The following is a 3,854-nucleotide window of genomic DNA, read 5'->3' on the forward strand; positions in this document are numbered from 1 at the left end:
CACCGGCGCCCACGAACTCCGCCACCGCCAGCCCGAACGCGATCAACAGAACCTCGTGCACCCCGGCATGGAATGCATCCGGCACCTCACCCAGCAGCACGCGGGTGGTGTCGGCGTCCAAGGACGCCGACATCTGCCCCGCACTGGCGTAGGTGTCCCGCTCGGGTCGGGGCGCGGGAAGCGCCGCCGGCACCGCCGCCACACGCTCCCAGGCGGCGGCCTGTTCCACCACCTCGGGGGAATGGGCGTGCTCGGCCAGCAGCGACGACCACCGTGCGAACGACGTCCCGGTTTCGGGCAGGGCTGTCGGCTGGCCGCTGTGCTGTTGCGCCCAGGCGATGTTGATGTCCTGCAGCAGAATTCCCCACGACACCGCGTCGATGGCCAGGTGGTGGATGATCAACGCCAGCTGACCCGTCGAGACCGCCCACACCGCGCTCAGCATCACCCCGGCGGTCGGGTTGAGCCGTGATCGCCCCTCGACGAGCGCCACCTCGTCGAGCACCTCGGCCGTCCGCAGGCATTTGCGTGCGTCCACCGCGCCGACCTCGGGCACCGTCAACGACCAGCCGCCGGCGCCGTCGTCGTCGACGCGCAACCGCAGCATGGCATGGCGATCCAGCAGCGCCTGCAGCACCAACACCATGTCGGACTCGGTGACCCTTGACGGAACCTGCAGCAGCACAGTTTGGTTGAACTCTTCGACGGGGCCCTGCACAGCGGCCAGCCACCGGATGATCGGGGTCGCCAGGACCGGTCCGATGCCTTCGTCGACAACACCGGCGGCGCCGTCGGCCACCACCGCCACCCTCGCCAGCCGGGCCACCGTCTGCTCGACGAAGACATCGCGCGGCCTGCACACCAGCCCTGCGGCGCGGGCCCGGGCCACCACCTGCATCGAGGAGATGCTGTCGCCGCCCAGATCGAAGAACGAGTCATCGACACCGACCCGCTCCAGCCCCAGCACTTCCGCGTAGATGCCGGAGAGGATCTCCTCGACGGCCCCGGCCGGAGCCTGATATTCGCCGGCGGTGTACTGGGGTGCGGGTAGGGCGCGGATGTCGAGCTTGCCGTTGACCGTCAACGGCAGGGCGTCGACGACCACGATCGCCGCCGGGATCATGTACGGCGGCAGTCGATCAGCCAGTGCACCGCGCGCCTGCGCGGGATCGACGGTGGCCGAGGATGCTTCGGTGACGTAGCCGACCAGGCGCTTGTCGCCGGGGCGGTCTTCGCGCGCGATCACCGCCGCCTGGGCGATCCCGTCCAGCGCGGTCAGTGCGGCCTGGATCTCGCCGAGTTCGATGCGGTAGCCGCGGATCTTGACCTGCTCGTCGGCGCGCCCGAGATACTGCAGCTGTCCGTCGGTGCCCCACCGCACCAGGTCGCCGGTGCGATACATCCTTGTTCCGAGCCTGCCGAACGGGCATGCCACGAAGCGTGATCCGGTCAACCCGGCCCGACCCACATAACCGTGGGCCAGACCGCCGCCGGCGACGTAGAGCTCACCGATCACGCCTTCGGGCACCGGCCGCAACCATTGGTCCAGCACGAGAAGCGCGGCGCCGGGAACGGGTGAACCGATCGGCACCACAGTGGATTCCGTGGTGAGTGGGGCGCTGATCGCCACGCACATCGTGGTCTCGGTGGGGCCGTATGCGTTGACCATCACCCGCCCCGGTGCCCACCGGTCCACCACCTCGGCCGGACAGGCCTCGCCCACGACCACCAACGCCGCCGACTCCAGACCCTGCTGCGGCAGCATCGCGACCGCCGACGGCGTCTGCGTCAACACGCTCACGCCCTCGGCAACCAGTACCTCGTGGAAGTCCTCCGGCGAAGCCGCCAGCGTTTCGGGGATCACCACCAGCCGTCCCCCGCGCAGCAGCGCCCCGAAGATCTCCCACACCGACACGTCGAAGGCCAACGAATGGCACAGCGGCCACACCCCGGGATTCGGCAACCCCGCATCCAGCGATGCCAGCAACCGGGTCACGCTGTGATGGGTGACCGCCACGCCCTTGGGTGTGCCGGTGGTGCCGGAGGTGTAGATCAGGTACGCGACGTCGTCGGGTTCGGGCCCCGCCGGCGCCGTACCGGGTTGGACGGCGATCGCCGGATCCGCGACATCGACCACGGCGACGGCGATTCCGTCGAGCCGTGACCGCAATTCCGCGCTGGTGATCGCCGCCACCGGCGCGGCATCGGCGATCACGAACTGCATCCGGGCCGCAGGCACCATCGGGTCGATCGGCAGATAAGCCGCGCCCGTCTTGAGGACCGCCATTATCGCGATGACCGCGTCGGCCGAACGCTCCAGCAGCAGCGCCACGTTGTGGCCCGGCCCGGCTCCATGGCCGATCAACAGCTGCGCCAGCCGGTTCGCCGCCTCGTCGACATCGAGGTAGGTCATCGACCGGCCCTCGAAGGTCATCGCCACCGCCTCGGGGGTGCGGGCGACGTGCTCGGCGAACAAGGCCGGAATCGACACCGATGCGCCTACCGGGTGGGCCAGCGCCGCGTGATTGCCGATCTCGGCGAGACGGGCACGCTCCGGCTCACCGAGCAGGTCGATCGACGAGAGCCGCCGTTGCGGGTCGGCGGTCATCGCTGCCACCACCCGCTGCAGACGCTCGATCAGCGAATGAATGCTGTTCTCGTCGAACACGTCGGTGCGGAACTCGACCACCCCACCGAAGCCGGCGGCCTGGCCGGCGCCGGTGAAACGTTCGGCCAGGGAGAACGTCAGATCCATTCGGGCGGTGCGGGTGTCCACCAGCAGAGGCGTGGCGTGCAGGTCACCCAGCGCGGGACTGGCGGGTTCGTTGTTCTGCCAGGCCAACGCCACCTGGAACAGCGGGTGGTGGGTCAGGCTCCGGGTGGGGTGCAGCCGGTCGACAAGCACTTCGAAGGGCACATCCTGGTGCTCGTAGGCGGCCCGGCCGCGCCGGCGCACCTGGGCCAGCAGCTCGGCGACGGTGGGATCGCCGGCCAGATCTGTTCTCAGCACCAGGGTGTTGGCGAAGAACCCGACCACGTCGTCCAGCGCGGGGTCGCCGCGCCCGGCGACCGCGAAGCCCACCGCCACGTCGCTGCTGGCGCTGACCTTGGCCAGCAGCGTCGCCAGCGCGGCCTGGATGACCATGAAACTGGTGGCGTTGTGTTCGCGGGCGACATCGCGCACCTGCTGCTGCAGCTGCGCCGGCCAGTCGATCGCCACCGTGGCGCCGCGCTGATCGGGCACCGCCGGGTACGGCCGATCGGTCGGCAACTCCAGCCGCTCGGGCAGCCCGGCGAGTTCCTGCTCCCAGTACCCCACCTGCGCGGCGATGCGGCTCTCCGGGTCTGTCAGCTCACCCAGCTGTACACGCTGCCACAGCGTGTAGTCGACGTACTGCACCGGCAACGGCGCCCAGTCGGGGGCGTGTCCGGCGCACCGGCTGGCGTAGGCCGTCCCGAGATCAGCCATCAGTGGGGACATCGACCAGCCGTCGGCGGCGATGTGGTGCACCACGGTGACCAGTACGTGCTCGTCGTCGGCGAGACGGAAAAGCGTTGCCCGCAGGGGAATCTGAGACGCCAGGTCGAAGCTGTGACGCACCGCGGCGCTGACGGCGTCGTCGAGCCGGGCCGCCGGCCAGCCGGTGGCATCGACCACACGCCAGCCGAAGTCGGCCTGCTCGGGCGGCATCACCAGCTGCTGGGGTACCCCTTCGGGCGCGGCGAACAGCGTGCGCAGGCTCTCCTGGCGCGCAACCACATCGGCCAGCGCCGCTCCCAGCGCCAAGCCATCCAGCGGCCCGCTCAACCGCAATGCCGCCGCCATGTTGTACACCGGCGAGGGTCCGTGCAAC

1 protein-coding gene is annotated in these 3,854 nt (G+C 70.1%); it reads right to left on the minus strand.

Features of this window, described 5'->3' with window-relative positions:
* Positions 1–3,854: non-ribosomal peptide synthetase (locus Q2100_RS28370; RefSeq protein WP_302916723.1), on the minus strand; the 3,854-nt coding region annotated here is incomplete at both ends.

The organism is Mycolicibacterium arseniciresistens (assembly GCF_030519285.1).
Classification (GTDB): domain Bacteria; phylum Actinomycetota; class Actinomycetes; order Mycobacteriales; family Mycobacteriaceae; genus Mycobacterium; species Mycobacterium arseniciresistens.